This is a genomic window from Pedobacter sp. NJ-S-72 (genome assembly GCF_053890575.1).
The window spans coordinates 2,774,749-2,790,146 of sequence record NZ_CM132681.1 but is presented as its reverse complement, the minus strand read 5'-3'; the positions used below and the strand labels follow the sequence as shown (position 1 = coordinate 2,790,146).

23 protein-coding genes and 1 tRNA gene are annotated in these 15,398 nt (G+C 38.4%); 21 read left to right on the top strand and 3 right to left on the bottom strand.

Annotated elements, in window-relative coordinates:
• Positions 1–116 precede the first annotated feature (116 nt).
• The gene (locus ACWYN3_RS18710) at positions 117–323 is read left to right on the top strand and encodes an RNA polymerase sigma factor (RefSeq protein WP_456222479.1); all 207 of its coding nucleotides are present in this window, start codon (positions 117–119) and stop codon (positions 321–323) included.
• 127 nt (positions 324–450) lie between these two features.
• On the opposite strand, the gene ACWYN3_RS18705 is transcribed toward ACWYN3_RS18710, so the two are convergent.
• The gene (locus ACWYN3_RS18705; RefSeq protein WP_456222478.1) at positions 451–1,086 is read right to left on the bottom strand and encodes a hypothetical protein; all 636 of its coding nucleotides are present in this window, start codon (positions 1,084–1,086) and stop codon (positions 451–453) included.
• 612 nt (positions 1,087–1,698) lie between these two features.
• On the opposite strand from ACWYN3_RS18705, the gene ACWYN3_RS18700 reads away from it, so the two are divergent.
• Together ACWYN3_RS18700 and ACWYN3_RS18695 are read left to right on the top strand one after the other, a co-directional pair.
• The gene (locus ACWYN3_RS18700; protein WP_456222477.1) at positions 1,699–2,367 is read left to right on the top strand and encodes a carboxypeptidase-like regulatory domain-containing protein; all 669 of its coding nucleotides are present in this window, start codon (positions 1,699–1,701) and stop codon (positions 2,365–2,367) included.
• A gap of 26 nt (positions 2,368–2,393) precedes the next feature.
• Positions 2,394–4,112, top strand: coding sequence for a TonB-dependent siderophore receptor (locus ACWYN3_RS18695; RefSeq protein ID WP_456222476.1), 1,719 nt, complete (start codon positions 2,394–2,396; stop codon positions 4,110–4,112).
• A 59-nt stretch (positions 4,113–4,171) separates the two neighbouring features.
• On the opposite strand, the gene ACWYN3_RS18690 is transcribed toward ACWYN3_RS18695, so the two are convergent.
• Both ACWYN3_RS18690 and ACWYN3_RS18685 read right to left on the bottom strand, forming a co-directional pair.
• On the bottom strand, positions 4,172–4,345 hold the full coding sequence (locus tag ACWYN3_RS18690) for a hypothetical protein (protein ID WP_456222475.1): 174 nt from the start codon (positions 4,343–4,345) through the stop codon (positions 4,172–4,174).
• Between the two features lie 44 nt (positions 4,346–4,389).
• Positions 4,390–4,746 carry a zinc-ribbon domain-containing protein gene (locus tag ACWYN3_RS18685; RefSeq protein WP_456222474.1) on the bottom strand — a complete coding sequence of 119 codons (357 nt, stop codon included), beginning with the start codon at positions 4,744–4,746 and terminating at the stop codon, positions 4,390–4,392.
• A gap of 167 nt (positions 4,747–4,913) precedes the next feature.
• Here ACWYN3_RS18685 and ACWYN3_RS18680 point away from each other — a divergent pair, with 167 nt between their 5' ends.
• The 18 genes from ACWYN3_RS18680 (at position 4,914) to ACWYN3_RS18595 (ending at position 15,364) form a co-directional block, all read left to right on the top strand.
• Complete coding sequence (locus ACWYN3_RS18680) at positions 4,914–5,354, top strand: hypothetical protein (protein WP_456222473.1); 441 nt, start codon at positions 4,914–4,916, stop codon at positions 5,352–5,354.
• Positions 5,351–5,848 carry an esterase-like activity of phytase family protein gene (locus ACWYN3_RS18675; protein WP_456222472.1) on the top strand — a complete coding sequence of 166 codons (498 nt, stop codon included), beginning with the start codon at positions 5,351–5,353 and terminating at the stop codon, positions 5,846–5,848. The genes ACWYN3_RS18680 and ACWYN3_RS18675 overlap by 4 nt, the downstream gene beginning before the upstream one ends.
• Positions 5,814–6,212 carry an esterase-like activity of phytase family protein gene (locus ACWYN3_RS18670; RefSeq protein WP_456222471.1) on the top strand — a complete coding sequence of 133 codons (399 nt, stop codon included), beginning with the start codon at positions 5,814–5,816 and terminating at the stop codon, positions 6,210–6,212. The genes ACWYN3_RS18675 and ACWYN3_RS18670 overlap by 35 nt, the downstream gene beginning before the upstream one ends.
• A gap of 173 nt (positions 6,213–6,385) precedes the next feature.
• Positions 6,386–6,469: transfer RNA gene (locus tag ACWYN3_RS18665), tRNA-Leu, on the top strand.
• Between the two features lie 210 nt (positions 6,470–6,679).
• Positions 6,680–7,564: an alpha/beta hydrolase family protein gene (locus ACWYN3_RS18660; protein ID WP_456222470.1), complete on the top strand. Its 885-nt coding sequence runs from the start codon at positions 6,680–6,682 to the stop codon at positions 7,562–7,564.
• 156 nt (positions 7,565–7,720) lie between these two features.
• Complete coding sequence (locus tag ACWYN3_RS18655; RefSeq protein ID WP_456222469.1) at positions 7,721–8,341, top strand: MsnO8 family LLM class oxidoreductase; 621 nt, start codon at positions 7,721–7,723, stop codon at positions 8,339–8,341.
• Entirely contained in the window at positions 8,338–8,742 is a 405-nt protein-coding gene (locus ACWYN3_RS18650) for a hypothetical protein (RefSeq protein ID WP_456222468.1), read from the top strand. Before ACWYN3_RS18655 ends, ACWYN3_RS18650 begins: the two co-directional genes overlap by 4 nt.
• A 74-nt stretch (positions 8,743–8,816) precedes the next feature.
• Entirely contained in the window at positions 8,817–9,419 is a 603-nt protein-coding gene (locus tag ACWYN3_RS18645) for an aldo/keto reductase (protein WP_456223071.1), read from the top strand.
• A complete protein-coding gene (locus ACWYN3_RS18640) occupies positions 9,308–9,862 on the top strand; it encodes an aldo/keto reductase (RefSeq protein ID WP_456222467.1) in 555 nt (184 codons plus the stop codon). The genes ACWYN3_RS18645 and ACWYN3_RS18640 overlap by 112 nt, the downstream gene beginning before the upstream one ends.
• Positions 9,863–10,152: 290 nt before the next feature.
• The gene (locus tag ACWYN3_RS18635) at positions 10,153–10,338 is read left to right on the top strand and encodes a hypothetical protein (RefSeq protein ID WP_456222466.1); all 186 of its coding nucleotides are present in this window, start codon (positions 10,153–10,155) and stop codon (positions 10,336–10,338) included.
• 13 nt (positions 10,339–10,351) lie between these two features.
• Entirely contained in the window at positions 10,352–11,347 is a 996-nt protein-coding gene (locus ACWYN3_RS18630; RefSeq protein ID WP_456222465.1) for a TonB-dependent siderophore receptor, read from the top strand.
• A 47-nt stretch (positions 11,348–11,394) separates the two neighbouring features.
• Positions 11,395–11,892 carry a hypothetical protein gene (locus ACWYN3_RS18625; protein ID WP_456222464.1) on the top strand — a complete coding sequence of 166 codons (498 nt, stop codon included), beginning with the start codon at positions 11,395–11,397 and terminating at the stop codon, positions 11,890–11,892.
• Complete coding sequence (locus ACWYN3_RS18620) at positions 11,825–12,616, top strand: TonB-dependent siderophore receptor (protein ID WP_456222463.1); 792 nt, start codon at positions 11,825–11,827, stop codon at positions 12,614–12,616. Before ACWYN3_RS18625 ends, ACWYN3_RS18620 begins: the two co-directional genes overlap by 68 nt.
• Before the next feature lie 273 nt (positions 12,617–12,889).
• On the top strand, positions 12,890–13,810 hold the full coding sequence (locus ACWYN3_RS18615) for a PepSY-associated TM helix domain-containing protein (RefSeq protein ID WP_456222462.1): 921 nt from the start codon (positions 12,890–12,892) through the stop codon (positions 13,808–13,810).
• 45 nt (positions 13,811–13,855) lie between these two features.
• Complete coding sequence (locus tag ACWYN3_RS18610; protein WP_456223070.1) at positions 13,856–14,059, top strand: PepSY domain-containing protein; 204 nt, start codon at positions 13,856–13,858, stop codon at positions 14,057–14,059.
• 41 nt (positions 14,060–14,100) lie between these two features.
• A complete protein-coding gene (locus ACWYN3_RS18605; protein WP_456222461.1) occupies positions 14,101–14,532 on the top strand; it encodes a DUF2147 domain-containing protein in 432 nt (143 codons plus the stop codon).
• Positions 14,532–15,020, top strand: coding sequence for a WD40/YVTN/BNR-like repeat-containing protein (locus ACWYN3_RS18600; RefSeq protein WP_456222460.1), 489 nt, complete (start codon positions 14,532–14,534; stop codon positions 15,018–15,020). The genes ACWYN3_RS18605 and ACWYN3_RS18600 overlap by 1 nt, the downstream gene beginning before the upstream one ends.
• 8 nt (positions 15,021–15,028) lie before the next feature.
• The gene (locus ACWYN3_RS18595; RefSeq protein WP_456222459.1) at positions 15,029–15,364 is read left to right on the top strand and encodes a hypothetical protein; all 336 of its coding nucleotides are present in this window, start codon (positions 15,029–15,031) and stop codon (positions 15,362–15,364) included.
• Positions 15,365–15,398 lie beyond the last annotated feature (34 nt).

The following is a 15,398-nucleotide window of genomic DNA, read 5'->3' as shown; positions in this document are numbered from 1 at the left end:
TTCAGTATCTTATCGTAGTGTTAACAATTTGATTACATTGAGACCTTAAAGCTTTTACGGAAAATTTATTTAATATTGACCGGGATCTTCCATAAAAGACAGGAGCGATTCTAATTATGGTCTCTTATATAACTTTACCTGATAACGATCCGGTCGCTTTTCTAAAGGATGGCGACAAGGCTGCTTTTACCGAAATATACAATCGTTATAAAGGGCTATTATATATTCATGCCTATAATCGGCTAAGAAATCAACAGGAAGCAGATGATGTTGTACATGAGTTATTTGCTTCCCTCTGGACTAAAAGGGATAATTGTTCTTAAAGACGCATCTCTCTGGTTATCTTTATCAAGCTGTCAGAAATCGCGTAATAGATATCATCTCTCATCAAAAAGTGGAGTGACCGGGATATCAGGATTTATGCAGAAACATTCCTATTGTATATATTGATTACTCCATTCTTGCAATAAATGCAATCAGACTTGTCAAATCCTGATTAAGAGAACGAATTGTAGACTGGAGCTGATTAATCATAGTTGCTCTTGTATGTAAATCATCAGAGCGGTAATATCCGCCTTTGCCAAATAATAAAGCTTCCTGATCTTTATCAATATTGCCATCAAACTCAAATTGAAGCCATCTGTTTTTAATACTTTCAGAAAGAGTCACATCTCCTTTGTTGCTAAAGCTTTTTTCATGCATCATTTCCCATACAAATTCAGGATAATCTGTATTTGCTTTTGGTTCAGTCCATATCGTACGCAACAAATTACGTTCGTGATAAAATTCAAGTTGTTTTCCTTTCGGATTAATCGTCATTGCACCTAAACCCGCACTTAGCAGGCCACCACCTATACCTACGCCCGTTTGCACACTGTTTTTAGTAATAACAGCCGTAGCAACAGTTGTTAATGCACCTATAATCACGGATCCTACTGTCAATTTTGTGTTCCTTTTACTGTTAATCCCATCCAGATAAGCTGCTGCCATATCTGATCGTTCTCCTTCACAATCCAGTTCGGCGGCTACTGCCTGTAATTGTGTTTGAGCAAGTAATAATCTGTTTGTTATTTTTTGTTTCAGCATCACCTGCCGGGAAACAGATTCCTGTGAGCGATCGTGATTCAGTATCCAGAGGTCATTTATATAATTACTTATACCCAAAATCCGGCAGAGCAGCTGATCATGTACAGTGATATTTGTTTTTGATAAATCAACTTTGACTGAATCTCTCCATGGTATATCATTTTGCAGATATAGGGGACACCGGGCGCACAGTAATTATACTTGAACCCTTGCAGCTTTGAATCAGATACTGTTTTTTTTTGCTGTACCGCAGGATGAAATGATTGCAATAAACATCAGCGAGGAAATCGCATTTAGAATTTTTGTCATAGGTGGGATATTAAAGATGGCTTTCCCCGGTAGAGGTAAACTAATATAAATAAAAACGCATTGTAAAGGTCCATATACAGAATTTATAGAACTGTTGATATTTGTAGGTTTTCTTTAGATGAAATCCAACTGTTAAGATCGAAAATAGTCTTAACTGTTTGATTATAAATGGGGAGTGATTGTGTTTTTAGGTAGATTAATTCTAAATAAATTTTGAAAATCGAATCTCAGATACTTTCTTTGCGCCATATTTATAATTGATCTAAACAATATGAAAGAAAAAAACTACTAATCATAGTTGTGTTGGTTTTTGGCGTTTTTAAAGCAAATGCACAGCAACCGGGTGGGAAAATAAGTGGAAAAATTTCGACCTCCGATGGTCATCCGGCAGCTTATGTTTCTGTTGGTTTAAAAAAAAAAAATCAGGGAACCACTAGTAATGAGGCTGGATTTTATATTATAACTGCTATTAAACCAGGTTTTTATACTTTAAAGGCTTCCGCAGTTGGTGCTAAGTCTGTTGAAAAAGAGATCAGGGTACAGGCGGGCGAAGAACTGAATGTTGACTTTGTAATTGTACAAAGTTCAAGTGAACTGAAAGAAATTAACATCAAGAGTAATGTAACGAACAAATTCGCGACAAAGAAAAGTGAATATGTGGCAAAGATGCAGCTGACTAATCTGGAAAATCCACAGGTTTATACAACGGTTTCCAAGGAATTAATTTCGGATCAGCTGATCTTTTCTGTAGATGATGCAACCAGAAATGTACCCGGACTGCAAAAAATGTGGGAGGCGACTTCACGAGGTGGAGATGGAGGGGCTTATTACAGTTCCCGCGGTTTTATAGTGCAGAGCAAGCTGAGAAACGGTGTTGCTGGTAATGTGAGTTCACGAATTGATGCGGCTAACCTGGAACTGCCTGGGAAGTTCTTAAGGGGCCTTCTGCAACGTTATTTGGTAGTTCATTGACTTCTTATGGCGGGTTAATCAATAGAGTGACCAAAAAACCTTATGAAGGTACAGGAGGTGAGGTATCGTATAGCAGAGGAAGCTATGATTTTGAACGTGTGGCGATAGATTTTAACGCACCAATTGCTAAAGCTGACCAGGTTTATATGCGTGTCAATGCGGCTTATAATTATGAAGGGAATTTCCAGGATAGTGGTTTTGATAAGAATTTTTTTATCGCACCCAGCTTATCATATAAAGTAAATAACCGTCTCGACTTGAACTTTGATGCAGAAATATCGAGTGGAAAGAATTCGCCAAAACAGATAATTTTCTTTTATTTCCCAACTTCGGAATTGGGTTATAACCGGGCTGATCAGGTTGGACTGGACTATAAAAAATCCTATGCGAACAATGACTTGCAGCAAGTATATAACAATGCAAATATCTTTGCTCAGGCTACTTATAAGATTAGCAGCAAATGGACTTCACAAACCAATATTACGCATACTTATAGTTATTCTAACGGCCGGAGCCCATATTTCTTTTTGGTTCCTGATGATAAGACGCTGATGGGGTTACCGGCTTCTCCAACAGCTAATTACTTATCCAGGGCTGACCAGTCTACTGATAACGGTAAAGCTAGCGTCACTGAGATTCAGCAAAACTTTAATGGTGAATTTAATATTTTTAACATTAAAAACAAGATCGTTGTTGGCTTAGATTACCTGAGAAGCAACTCTAACATCCTGTTTTATTCTACTGATCATATTGATTTGATCAACTACAAGGGAGCGATTCCTAATTATTCCAATTTTAACGAAGCTACTGTAGCGGCGTATTATGCATTAAACAGAGGAAATGCGGCTCTTGTTTCAACTTATCCTTCTATTTCATTAAACAATATTTACAGTGCCTATGTATCGGACGTAATCAATGTTACGGATCGTTTAAGTGCATTAGCTGCATTAAGGGTAGATCGTTTTGAAAATATAAACAAAGCTCCAGGTGCAGATAAAGGTAATAACCCTCCCTACAAACAGACTGCGTTTTCTCCGAAATTTGGTTTGGTATTCCAGCCTGTAAAAGATCAGGTTTCAATTTTCGGAAATTATCAGAACAGTTTTACCAATAGGCCAGGTACTGACATCGATGGAAATACATTTAAACCAGAACAGGCTAATCAACTGGAAGGTGGGGTCAAGCTCGATGCTTTTAAAGGTAAGTTAAGTGGTACAATTTCTTATTATTACATTAAAGTAAAAGATGTTTTAAGGCAGAACCCGACGAATTCTAATTTTCAAATCCAGGACGGTGGTAAAATCAGTAAAGGTATAGAGTTTGAACTTATAGCCAATCCTATTAAAGGATTCAATATCCTGACAGGATTTGCTTACAATGAGAACCATTTTGTAAATACAGATGCCAGCGCTGGTATTGAAGGACGTCGTGATGGTGCTTCTATGTCACCTTACTCCGCCAATCTTTGGTTGAGTTATAAATTTCCATCAGGTAATTTAAAAGGATTGGGTATAGGTTTTGGTGGTAATTATGCAAGTGACAACAGAATTGTCAACACAACAACGAGTGTTTTTACCTTACCAGCTTATACTGTTTTGAATGCAAGCGTTTTTTATGATCACCCAAAATTCCGTATTGGTGCCAAGGTCGATAACCTGACTAACAAACAATACTGGATTGGCTACACCACTATGAATGCTCAAAAATTGCGCAGTGTTGTAGGTAGTGTCTCTTATAAATTTTAAATAGAATTTTAAAATAAAACACCAATTGACCTGCCTGAGGTCAATTGGTGTTTCTCTTGTTAGATCGCAGCTTCAATAAGAAGATCTTCATGTATAGTTACATCCTGAAGAACCTGGTTATTATCAAACCAGAAACAGTTCACGTAACCATCTTCCTTTAAAATTCCAGCTGTTATATTCGGACCATCTGATTTCAGCACTAAAAAAATAGTACCTGTTGCAAATTTTGCCATAGTTTCAGTTTTAATATTCGGTTTATTAATTTGAATTCTCTCTTTTATATTTTATAAATGAGCATTGAAATGATTGAAAAAATAAATGGAATAATGATCAGGCAGCCTATTATAATCAATCCTGTAAACTGCCATACCGGTGTTTTTGCCACTATGTTTTCTTGAAATATAGCTGTTATATACTCTGCTGGCATTTGTTTTTCTGCCAGAGTCTGTCTGCAATGACTGCAAACAGTGAATTTCTTTTTCCCAACGGGAAACAGTGGAATCCAGAATAAATGCGCATACGTTGAAACGATGCTCAGAAATATGGTATCTCTTTGTTTGCAATAAGAGCACTCTAAATTATTTAAAAGAATAGTAAGGATGGCTTTGCTTCTGGTTCCGAAAAAGAATATCATGGTAATTTGTTGTTCGTCGTTTCTACTGCAAATGTAATATACTACTATTAATAATCAAATACTTATACTATTTTGAAAAATAATTCTGGTGCTATTAAACAATATAGAGTTAACATTGAATTGACAGCACAACCCTTTTTTTGTAAAAACTTATCTAAACATCTTTTATGAAAAGAGTTATACTATCTTCCTTTCTTATTGCTATTACAACGTTGTACTCCTGTAAGAAGAATAAAGAAGAAACAATTATTGGAAACATAACCTATCCGGATATGGCAGAGGCTTCGGATCCTGCGATTCTTTTTACTGCTTCAAATGGAGTGACTGTCTATAATGGTGGCTTTGGCTCTGCCGTAGCAGCCGACCCGAATGATCCGGCTGTTTTTTATATGTTAACCGACCGTGGTCCAAATGCAGATGGGCCAACTGATAATGTTAAAGTATTTGGTAAGCCCGATTTTACACCTCAGATCGGTAAATTCGGGCTGAAAGATGGAAAACTGGTATTAGAACAGACCATCTTATTGAAAAATGCTGCAGGTACTAATTTAAATGGTCTGCCTAATCTTGCAGGTGCCGGACGAGCGAAGAAACAGCAGTCGATTTGAATGGAACAGTTTTGGCTCCTGGTAAGGATGGACTGGATTCTGAAGGCTTAGTTCGTGCTGCGGATGGTAGCTTTTGGGTAAGTGACGAGTATGGCCCGCACCTGGTGCATTTCGACCCAACTGGAAAAACTATTGAACGTATAAATCCCTTTGGCGATGGTACTGGTGGCCGTAAAATCCCTGCTGTATTTGCCAAACGCAAGCCAAATCGTGGAATGGAAGGGTTAACGATAACTCCTGATGGAAAGACTTTAGTAGGAATTATGCAATCTCCAATGTTCAATCCATCAAAAGCAGAGGTGAAAAACTCTGTAGTATTACGTATTCTGACTTTTGAAATTGCTACTGGTGCAACTAAACAATATGTTTATCTGATGGATAATCCATCCCTGACAGGGGTAAGCGAAATTCTGGCCATAAACAGTACCACCTTTCTAACACTGGAAAGAGATGGAGATTATGGAGGAGCCCCAAACTACTCCTGCTACCTTTAAAAAAGTATTTAAGATCGATCTTTCTAGTGCTACAGACATCTCTGACTCTGCAAACGGAGCAACAGGGAAGTTATTTAATGATAAAACACCTGAACAATTAAAGGATCTTGCCGGTATTCAGACAGCTGGGATAGTACCAGTAACCAAAACGGTTGTACTTGACCTTTTAAAAGATTTACCAGCTATTTATCCGCATGATAAAGCTGAGGGGATGGCCTTAGTGAATGGAAATACACTTGTGATCTCTAATGATGATGATTTTGGCGTAATTCCAGGTGCTAATGGTTCATTTGCGGCTAAAATTTTGCCCTCTACTAATAAGGTTGACCGCAACAGACTATACTTTGTGAAAATTAAATTATAAGCCAACAAATATTTTTAAAGAAAATTGCGAATAAAGCCCTTGGTTAACAAGGGCTTTATTTATTTTGTTTCAGAATGTTCTTTAAAACCTAAACAAAAATGTTTAAATATTTTATATCATTTCGGAAATAATGCTACATTTGTCGCCACAGCGCCAATATCCATAGTTTTAATGCCCGGATGGCGAAATTGGTAAACGTTGCGGTCTCAGAAGCCGTTGGAGTAAGATCCTTGAGAGTTCGAGTCTCTCTTCGGGCACAATGAAGGAAACATCGTATTAACGGTGTTTCCTTTTTTTATGTCAAAAATATCTGCGATTCAATCTGACAAGCCGGCCTTTTTAGCTAAAACCGCCTTTCGTCACATTTTTCCCACCTTTCGTCACATTTATTAATACCAGGCTGATATTGCTTTATATTTATATAATAATTTTATAATCGATAAATAAAATCTCTTAAATTAAAAAAAATGAAACTCTATTTACTTCTTTTGCTCTGCTGCTTCAATTTTAGCTCGTTTGGACAAACTGCACCTGAGCCTGCTTCGGACTTCACCATGGAAAATGTTAAGTTCAATAGCGTTGGGGTCACTCTGGCAGGTACTATCTTTAAAGCCAGGGATCCGTATGCGGCGGTAGTCCTTGTACATGGGTCTGGTCAGGAAAAAAGAATGGTGGAAATGGCGTCACTTCTGGCAGGAAATGGCATCACTGTATTAACCTATGATAAACGCGGAGTGGGTGAATCGGAAGGGGTTTATGCCGGACCGGAAGTTGGAACTAACAACATTGACTCTTCCAATCTCAACCTACTGGCTTTAGATGTAAGTGCAGCCTCTAACACACTGCTGGCGCGTTTGCCAGCCAATCATGGGCCGTTGGGCTTAATGGGTTTTAGTCAGGCTGGCTGGGTAATTCCTATGGCTGCAAAAAAAAATCGTCAGGTGAGCTTTATGATATTGTTTAGCGGACCAGTTGTTACAACTCTCGAACAGCTGCGCTTTCAGTTTTATACGCAAGGAAATTCCAGGTTTTGGGAGACGCACACTGAAGCTGAAGCGCGTGAGCACATACGCAGTGATGCTGATCGGTATCAATTTGCCGGCACTGATCCACGCGATGCCCTCGCCTCGCTCCGGATTCGGGGACTTTGGCTTTTTGGAGGCAAAGATATACAAGCTCCGGTAGGTTTATCAATGGAACGCCTTGATGTACTTAAAGCACAAGGCAAACCTTATGAATACCGGTTGTTTCCAGAGTTGGGCCATAACACTTCTTCCCCGAAATCACAAGAACCAGTTAGCGCTGCTATTGAATGGATTAAAACCAATGATGGCCGCATGAAACGGAAATAATCAGAGCCTGTAAAACCGAATTTTACAGGCTTTTTACATTGCACTGACCGCACATCTGTATGTAAAGTCAAATCTTCCGGGACAAGATATTTTTACCATTACGAATCTCTAATTTTATAAACAAGCAGATAGTTCTGCATTATAGAGAGCTCCGTAATGGTAAATGAAACACATCAAAAGAAATTATCAACTATTCCTTATTCAGTATTAGATTTAGCTACTGTTGTAGCAGGAAAAACCCCTTCTGATACTTTTCGCAATAGCCTTGATCTGGCACAAAACGTAGAAAAATTTGGGTATACCAGGTATTGGCTGGCAGAACATCATAATATGATCAGTGTGGCAAGTTCTGCAACTTCTCTGCTGATCGGACATATCGCAGGTGGTACTCAGACTATTCGGGTAGGTTCCGGAGGTATTATGCTACCTAATCATTCTCCTTTAATTGTTGCCGAACAGTTTGGAACCTTAGCCTCCTTATTTCCAGGAAGAATAGATCTGGGACTTGGTCGTGCACCGGGTACAGATCAGACCACGGCAATGGCGATCAGGGGAGAAAGATTTAGCGCGGTACATGATTTTCCACAGGATATTATCAAATTGCAAGCTTTTTTTTCAGCGGATAATGCTAACAGCCGGGTAAGAGCAATTCCCGGTGAAGGTTTAGATATTCCAATTTGGGTACTAGGTTCCAGTACTGATAGTGCCCGTTTGGCTGCGGCTATGGGACTTCCTTATGCTTTTGCAAGTCACTTTGCGCCAGCGCTCAGTTTTTGACAGCAATTAATCTGTACCGTCAGAATTTTAAGCCTTCAGCACATTTAAAAACACCTTATGTGATATCCTGTATAAATGTAATCGCTGCGGATACCGATGCTGAGGCTAACAGACTGTCAACTTCTTTAAAGCGGTTTTTTATGGGAGTAGTGACTGGCAAACTTGAATTACTACAACCACCGGTTGAGAATATGAATGGCGTATGGACTGATTATGAAGAAGAGGCCGTTAATCAAATGATAGCCTGTTCTTTCTTTGGCGGGCCGGAAACTATTAAAGAAGACATGGAGTCCTTTATCAAACAGACACAGGTTGATGAAATCATGGTTACCTCCCACATTTTTGATCATCAGGCAAGAGTTCATTCTTACAGGCTTTTTGCAGATATCATGAAAGGTTAATCTTGCAGGGAAACAATTGATTAAACACTCTGTTTGTACTTTAGAAACATAAGGGAATTAGATTTTAAAATAACATAACATGGGAATACAGACAATTAGGCGCTTCAGGTCTTAAAGTACCCGTATTAAGTTTTGGTACCGCTACTTTTGGTGGTGGAAATGAATTTTTTAAAGCCTGGGGAAGTACCCAGGTAGAAGAGGCAGGCAGGTTGATTAACCTTTGTCTGGATGCCGGTGTTAATTTGTTTGATACCGCAAACGTATATTCGAATGGGCTTTCAGAAGAAATTCTGGGGCAGGCCCTGAATGGACTTCGGAATAAGGTACTGATATCTACTAAAGCTACATTTTCGATGGGTGACGGGCCAAATGATCTGGGGTCTTCCAGGTTTCATCTGATTAAACAATGTGAAGATAGTTTGAAAAGGTTAAACACCGATCATATTGATATTTATCATATGCACGGTTTTGATGGAAACACACCAGTAGAAGAAACGCTGAAAACACTCGAAAATCTTGTTGAGAGTGGTAAAGTGCGTTATATCGCCTGCTCTAATTTTTCGGGATGGCATTTAATGAAATCCCCCTTTCAGTTTCTGAAAGATATGGATGGTCAAGATATATCGCTCATCAGGCTTATTATTCTCTGCTTGACCGTGAGTTTGAATGGGAATTAATGCCGCTTGGAATAGATCAGAAAGTAGGAACTATCGTTTGGAGCCCATTGGCTTCTGGCCGTCTGTCAGGAAAATACAGGCGTAACCAGCCACTCCCTGAAAATAACCGTGTACAACAGGGTGGTGGTCATGGACCAGCTTTGGATGAAGAACGTTTATATACCATAATAGATGCACTTGACGAAGTTTCGGCCGAAACGGGAAAATCTGTAGCGCAGATCTCATTGAACTGGTTATTACAGCGCCCTACAGTTTCAAACATTGTGATAGGAGCGAGAAATGAAGAGCAACTGAAACAAAATCTGGAAGCAGTGGGGTGGAATCTGACTACTGAACAGGTTAAAAAACTGGATGATGCAAGTAAGCTGGAGCCAATCTATCCTTACTGGCATCAAAGACAAAGTGAAGAGTTAAACCCTCTGCCTGTGTTTTATAAAGGATAATATATTTTCCAGTATTATTGGATTTTCATGAAAAAAAACCGGCTTTCTTAATTGGAAGCCGGCTTTTTTATGCCCTGTTTATTTGAGTATACGGATTTTTCTGATTTATGGTTGTTATCAAATGATAACTGTAAATCTGCTGGACAATCTATATAATTATCAATGAACCTTGCTTAATTGTATGCAGAGCCTTGTTTGTGTAAAATATTATTTTTATTTATTCTAAATTGATATTGTGGAGATGGAATTGTCTTGTATATTTGCGATTCTTTAAAACCAATCTAAATAGTATGAGAGTAATTTTTACCCGATCTTTTTATTTCACCCTTATGTTACTGATGCTGATTTCAGGAGCTGGAATTGCCCAGTCAAAATCAGGATCTATCAAAGGTATAACCCGTTCTAGTGATGGCCAGATAGCACCATTTGTAAATGTTGGATTGAAGGAAATCTCTAAATCAACTATTTTCTGGTGAGGATGGTTCATTTTTGCTGAAGAACATTCCTGCAGGAAACTATACACTTAAAGTTTCTTTCGTTGGTTCAAAACCACAGGAACAAAAAGTAAGTGTTTTGGCAGGACAAGTACTGAAAATAGACTTTACATTAAAAGAAAGTGCGGATCAGCTTAATGAAGTACAGATATCCGGTTATACAGCAGGAAAGAAGCCACTTTCAATTGGTAAATCAAATATTAAGCCAATGGATCTGCCACAAAGTGTTCAGGTTATTGGTGCCCAGGTTATTGCAGATCAGCAAATCAACCGTTTAAGTGATGCATTGAAAAATGCAAATGGAATTGCTGTTGGTTCAACCAGGGGTTCAACATCAGATAACTTTTACTCTCGTGGATATAGTCTTGGCGCTAACAACATATTTAAGAATGGAGCCAGATCAAATACTGGGGCAATGCCCGAAGCCTCTACTTTAGAGTCTGTTGAAATCTTAAAAGGTAGTTCTGCATTAATGTATGGTGGGGTAAGCGCAGGTGCTGTAGTCAATATGGTTACTAAAAAGCCTAAGTTTGAATATGGTGGTGAGGTTTCTATGCGTGCAGGAAGTTATGATTTTTACAAGCCTGCTGTTGATTTATATGGTCCTATAACTAAAGATCTTGCTTTCCGCGTAATAGGTACTTATGAGAATGCTGGTAGCTTCCGTGACAACGTAAAATCAAATCGTTTTTACGTGAATCCATCATTGTTATATAAAATAGGAGATAAAACAGAGATTTTACTGCAAGCAGATTATCTGAATACAGATTTTACACCTGATTTTGGATTCGGTACCGTAGGGAATGTGATTCAGGAGAATACACCACGTTCTAAATTTATCAATACACCATGGGCATACAATAAAGTAAAACAAACCAGTGCTCAGATTAATGTGAACCATAAGTTCAATGAAAACTGGAAATTGAATGCTTTGGCTACATTCGGTAACTTTAAAAGAGACTATTTTTCTACAGAAAACCAGCTGCATTAGGGACTGATGTTGCAAATGGAACGGTAAATGGAGATTGGTACCGTTCATTGACCAGATCGAAAAATAATGAAAAGTCCTATAATGAGCAGATTAATCTGACAGGGACTTTTTATACAGGTACTATAAAACACAATTTATTAGCCGGAGCAGATGCTGATCAGACTAATAATCTGGCTTATGGTTTCTTTGATCCTAATGATACAAAATTTGCAGACGCACCTACAGCGGCACTTGTGAAAACTGCATTTTATGACAGAATCAATTTGCTGGATCCAAATAAATATATTGCGCGTACTGATATTCCAAATACTATTGTAAGAGATGAAACAACAGGTCTTACTTATCGGATGGGAACCTTTGTTCAGGACTTAATTGAAATAACAGATAAGTTTAAAGTTTTGGCAGGTGTGCGCTGGTCTTTTCAGAAAACTCCTGTAACGCAGATTAATACGCTGGCAACTGGTGCCGAGTCGAGAGGTGCAACGGGCAACAAAGACAGACAAGGCTTTTTCACCAAAATTTGCTTTTATCTATCAGCCGGTTAAAACGGCTTCAGTATATGTCAGCTACTCTAATAATTTTGTTCCTAATGCAGGAACAGATATCAATAAATCTCCACTTAGTGCTTCTATCCTTGATCAGTATGAAGCAGGAATTAAGAATGACTTTTTGGATGGTAAGTTGTCAGCGAGTATTACAGCCTATAGAATTAACAACAATAAATATGCAACTGTAGCACTATTGGGTGCTGATGGTTCACCGAATTCGGATACGAACATTAAAGAATTTACAGGAAAGACTGCAAGTGACGGGGTTGAAGTTGATATTACCGGAAGGATTGCAGAAGGTTTGAGTTTTCTTGCCGGATATAGCTATAACTATATGCGCTATACTGAAACCGCACCTGGAATTGGTATAATTGAAGGGCAGCGATTAGTTGGAACTACAAAAAATACGGCAAATGGAACAGTGTTTTATACTTTTATGGATGGAGATTTGAAAGGACTAAAATTAGGGACATCTGTATTTTATGTAGGTACCCGTAATGGTGGTCGTGATAATAACAAAAACGGAACAACTACAGGTACAATCCCTCTTAAAGCATTTACTACTGTTGATTTTTCTGCCGGGTATAGCTTTAGTAATTTCTCAATCCTTGCTAAACTATCAAACATAGGAAACACTTATAACTATTACGTGCATGAAAACTATAGTATAAACCCTATTCCACCACGCCAGTTTATGACAACATTATCTTATAAATTTTAGAATTAAATCATCAATATAACAAAAACCAGGCCCCGCACATGTGGAGTCTGGTTTTCCCTTTTAAAAAGATCACATTATTTTTATGGTAAAAAAGAGAAGGACACCCTGGAATGTAATCCGTAAGCTATTAAATGATATCCATTTGTGGATTGGACTGGCTAGTGGTTTAATTGTATTATTGGTCTGTTTCAGTGGAACAATTTATGTTTTTAATATACGGAAATCAGGGAGGCAGCTAATCCTGAGCTTTTTAAAGTCAACATAGTAAAACATATGAAGCTGACTCCTGAATCTCTTGCAGCTAAAGTGGAGCAGGCCAGTCTTGGAAAAGTAGTCGGCATGAAAATTCCGGCCGATCCTCAACGTACGTGGCAATTTAGTGTACGTAAATCAAAAGGGGATAAAAAAAATCAGGTAGAAACGGATAGAGAAGGCGGGCGGGGAAATCATAAAGAAGGCCAAAAAGAAAAACATGGTCATGGTAAGAAGGACTCTGACAAAGGGAAAGAAAAAGACGTTGAAAAAGGAGGGAGGCCGACCATTTATTATGTAAATCCTTATACCGGTGAAATTCTTGGAAATTCGGCAACCCTTAAATCAGCAGCTGTCAATTTTATGGGCTATATGTTTAGCCTTCACCGATGGTTATTACTGGATAAAATTGAAAAACCGATTTTTGGTGAATTAGAGAACCGTAAACTAGGTAGTTACATTACAGGCAGGCACTACCACTACACTATCATCTTTACCATAGGGGTAATCACTGGAATTGCAATTTGGTTTCCACGTAAAATGAAATCATGGAAACAAGGCCTTAAAGTGAAATGGAGCGGAAGCTGGAAGCGAACAAATCATGATCTGCATAATACACTAGGATTTTACTCTTGTATCTTTTTACTCTTTATGGGGATTACAGGTCCTCTTTTTTCTTTTAACTGGTACAGGGAAGGCTTAAGGAAGACGTTGGGGACCTATAAAGCTAAAGGAAAAGAAGAGGAGAAAGTACTTGCTTCAAAACTTACAGAACGCCGTTCAGGCAGGCTTACGGTCGCAGAGTATCTTGCTGTTGCAAATAAAGTATTTGGCTACAGTGGCGAGTATTCAATTAACTTACCAAAGGATTCTGTGGGTACGGTAAATGTGATGAAATATAAAAATGGTTTTTTTTTTTTTTGCGCCAGCAGCGGCCGATAAACTAACAATGGATCAGTATTCCGGAAAGATATTGGATTGGAGGTAGTGAAATTTAGTGATCTCCCGTTTAACGAAAGAATTTCAGGCTCTCTGAAGTCTCTGCATCTTGGTGATGTATATGGGATGTTCACGAAACTTATTTACTTTCTGGCCTGTCTGATTGCAACCAGTTTACCCGTTACGGGAACTTTGATATGGCTCAATAAAATGAAGAAAAAGAAAAAACCAATCAAAACCATGGTTGTTTAATAGCGGTAATTTGTAAATTAGCCTAAACTAAATATAAACTTATGAGATATATTTCACTGCTATTACTTTTCACAGCAATTTCCTTTACAGGTTTTGCGCAGAACAAAGATGCTATTCTTGGTCAATGGGTTAACGCTACAGGAGAGGCACACGTAGAGATTTTTAAAAAAGAGTCTAAATATTTCGGTAAAATTGTATGGCTGAAAAATCCCAAAGACGAAAAAGGCGTTGCAAAACTGGACGTGAAAAACCCTGAAGCAAGCTTGAAGACAAGACCTATTTTGGGATTGGAAATGCTTAAGAATTTTGTTTTCGAAGATGGTAAATGGACCGATGGTAAAATCTATGATCCTAAATCTGGTAAAACTTATAGCTGTAATATGAATCTTAAAGACAACGGTGATTTGAATATGCGCGGTTATATCGGTATCTCAATTATTGGAAGATCTGAAGTCTGGAAAAAAGTTAAATAATGCGAATACTCCTGTACCTTTTATTGCTGACGCCCTTTACTGTATTTTCACAAACCTATGAACTGAGTACCGTTAATATTGGAACTAATACCAGTATCAGAGGAATGTCTGTTGTATCTGACAGTGTTGCCTGGGTAAGTGGAAACAACGGATTTATTGGGAAAAGTATAAATGGAGGTAAGGAGTGGACATGGACAAAACCCAAAGGCTATGAAACGCTCGATTTCAGAGATATTGAAGCCTTTGATAAAAACCATGCTGTAATCGTAAATGCAGGCTCTCCTGCCTATATTCTTCGTACCGAAGATGGAGGGAAAAAAGCTGGACTGAAACTTATAAAAACCTGGACTCTGCGATATTCCTCGATGGAATGTCATTCTGGGACAAAAAACATGGGATCATCTTTGGTGATCCCATTCAAAACCATTTGCAACTGCTCATTACTGATGACGGAGGGTGTACATGGAAAAATGTATCCACAAGGTTAAAACAGACTATGGCAACCGGTGAGGCTGGTTTTGCTGCAAGTGGCAGCGGAATTAAGACTATTTCCGGTGGAAAAGTCTGGATAGCCACAGGAGGTACTAAATCAAATATTTATGCTTCTGATAATTATGGTCTGAGCTGGAAAAAATATGACTGTCCTATTTTACATGGGAAAAGTACCACAGGAGCATTTTCTATCGACTTCTATAATGAAAGCCAGGGAATTGTAGTTGGTGGTGATTATGAGAAAGATAAAGAAAATGCAAATAATGTATTGCTAACCAGTGATGGTGGAAAGTCATGGATTAAGCCTTCCAGACCTGTTTTTGGGTTTCGTTCCGAGTAATCTGGTATGATGATAAGACTTGTTTTGCCACAGG

Bases quoted from the DNA above. Each gene is read 5' to 3' on its own strand.
- ACWYN3_RS18710 (WP_456222479.1), top strand. From the start codon at position 117: ATGGTCTCTTATATAACTTTACCTGATAACGATCCGGTCGCTTTTCTA.
- ACWYN3_RS18705 (WP_456222478.1), bottom strand. From the start codon at position 1,086: ATGCTGAAACAAAAAATAACAAACAGATTATTACTTGCTCAAACACAA.
- ACWYN3_RS18690 (WP_456222475.1), bottom strand. From the start codon at position 4,345: ATGGCAAAATTTGCAACAGGTACTATTTTTTTAGTGCTGAAATCAGAT.
- ACWYN3_RS18685 (WP_456222474.1), bottom strand. From the start codon at position 4,746: ATGATATTCTTTTTCGGAACCAGAAGCAAAGCCATCCTTACTATTCTT.
- ACWYN3_RS18680 (WP_456222473.1), top strand. From the start codon at position 4,914: ATGAAAAGAGTTATACTATCTTCCTTTCTTATTGCTATTACAACGTTG.
- ACWYN3_RS18670 (WP_456222471.1), top strand. From the start codon at position 5,814: ATGGAGGAGCCCCAAACTACTCCTGCTACCTTTAAAAAAGTATTTAAG.
- ACWYN3_RS18660 (WP_456222470.1), top strand. From the start codon at position 6,680: ATGAAACTCTATTTACTTCTTTTGCTCTGCTGCTTCAATTTTAGCTCG.
- ACWYN3_RS18655 (WP_456222469.1), top strand. From the start codon at position 7,721: ATGGTAAATGAAACACATCAAAAGAAATTATCAACTATTCCTTATTCA.
- ACWYN3_RS18640 (WP_456222467.1), top strand. From the start codon at position 9,308: ATGGCATTTAATGAAATCCCCCTTTCAGTTTCTGAAAGATATGGATGG.
- ACWYN3_RS18635 (WP_456222466.1), top strand. From the start codon at position 10,153: ATGAGAGTAATTTTTACCCGATCTTTTTATTTCACCCTTATGTTACTG.
- ACWYN3_RS18615 (WP_456222462.1), top strand. From the start codon at position 12,890: ATGAAGCTGACTCCTGAATCTCTTGCAGCTAAAGTGGAGCAGGCCAGT.
- ACWYN3_RS18605 (WP_456222461.1), top strand. From the start codon at position 14,101: ATGAGATATATTTCACTGCTATTACTTTTCACAGCAATTTCCTTTACA.
- ACWYN3_RS18600 (WP_456222460.1), top strand. From the start codon at position 14,532: ATGCGAATACTCCTGTACCTTTTATTGCTGACGCCCTTTACTGTATTT.
- ACWYN3_RS18595 (WP_456222459.1), top strand. From the start codon at position 15,029: ATGGCAACCGGTGAGGCTGGTTTTGCTGCAAGTGGCAGCGGAATTAAG.